A 1,747-nucleotide genomic window follows, 5' to 3' on the forward strand; every position below is an offset into this window, starting at 1 on the left:
CGGGCTCAGCTACCTTCCTGCGTCACCCCATCGCTAAACTACTACCCACCAGGATCCCAGACTCACAACCCTTGACCCGAAGGTCGCCGGCCGCTCGCGTGGTTAGCATAATGAGGTTCGTCTTGGGCGCTCCTTTGCGGGTACGGGAATATCAACCCGTTATCCATCGACTACGCCTCTCGGCCTCGCCTTAGGCCCCGACTCACCCAGGGCGGATTAGCCTGGCCCTGGAACCCTTGGTCATCCGGCGGAAGGGTTTCTCACCCTTCATTCGCTACTCATGCCTGCATTCTCACTCGTGTAGCGTCCACGGCTGGATCACTCCGCCGCTTCACCCGCCACACGACGCTCCCCTACCCATCCACACACCTGCACCCCAACCCGAAGATTGGAGCGGGGTTAATATGTGAATGCCACAGCTTCGGCGGTGTGCTTGAGCCCCGCTACATTGTCGGCGCGGAACCACTTGACCAGTGAGCTATTACGCACTCTTTAAAGGATGGCTGCTTCTAAGCCAACCTCCTGGTTGTCTATGCGACCCCACATCCTTTTCCACTTAGCACACGCTTAGGGGCCTTAGCTGGTGATCTGGGCTGTTTCCCTCTCGACTACGAAGCTTATCCCCCGCAGTCTCACTGCCGCGCTCTCACTTACCGGCATTCGGAGTTTGGCTGATTTCGGTAAGCTTGTAGGCCCCCTAGACCATCCAGTGCTCTACCTCCGGCAAGAAACACGCGACGCTGCACCTAAATGCATTTCGGGGAGAACCAGCTATCACGGAGTTTGATTGGCCTTTCACCCCTAACCACAGGTCATCCCCCAACTTTTCAACGTTGGTGGGTTCGGTCCTCCACGCAGTCTTACCCACGCTTCAACCTGCCCATGGCTAGATCACTCCGCTTCGGGTCTAGAACATGCGACTCAGACGCCCTATTCAGACTCGCTTTCGCTACGGCTGCCCCACACGGGTTAACCTCGCCACATGCCACTAACTCGCAGGCTCATTCTTCAAAAGGCACGCCATCACCCCGAAAGGCTCTGACGGATTGTAGGCGAACGGTTTCAGGTACTATTTCACTCCCCTCCCGGGGTACTTTTCACCATTCCCTCACGGTACTTGTCCGCTATCGGTCACCAGGAAGTATTCAGCCTTACCAGGTGGTCCTGGCAGATTCACGGCAGATTACAGGAGTCCGCCGCTACTCGGGAACACCACAAGAAGGTCACACATTTTCGTCTACCGGGCTCTCACCGTCTACGGCCGACTTTCCCACGTCGTTCGACTAACATGCAACTTTATAACTTCTCACCACACTGTCAGATGCGATAAGTGGGTCCCACAACCCCGGACACGTAACCCCTGACAGGTATCACACGTGCCTGGTTTAGGCTAGATCCGCTTTCGCTCGCCACTACTCACGGAATCACTGTTGTTTTCTCTTCCTACGGGTACTGAGATGTTTCACTTCCCCGCGTTCCCTCCACACACCCTATGAATTCAGGTGCGGGTAACACGACATGACTCGTGCTAGGTTTCCCCATTCGGACACCCTGGGATCACAGCTTGGTTGACAGCTCCCCCAGGCCTATCGCGGCCTCCCACGTCCTTCATCGGCTCCTGGTGCCAAGGCATCCACCGTTCGCCCTTGACAACTTAACCTACAGAAAACAAGATGCTCGCGTCCACTGTGCAATTCTCAACCAACAACCAACCCACAACCCCATCCAGAAAACACCAACACCACCA

Annotated in this window: 1 rRNA gene (only partly in view); it reads right to left on the minus strand. The window is 56.1% G+C overall.

Annotation, left to right across the window (positions count from 1 at the left end):
• Positions 1 to 1,660: ribosomal RNA gene (locus AB0F10_RS44875) — 23S ribosomal RNA — on the minus strand (it extends 1,644 nt beyond the left edge of the window).
• Between the last annotated feature and the right edge of the window lie 87 nt (positions 1,661 to 1,747).

The organism is Actinoplanes sp. NPDC026623, assembly GCF_040638275.1.
GTDB lineage: Bacteria > Actinomycetota > Actinomycetes > Mycobacteriales > Micromonosporaceae > Actinoplanes.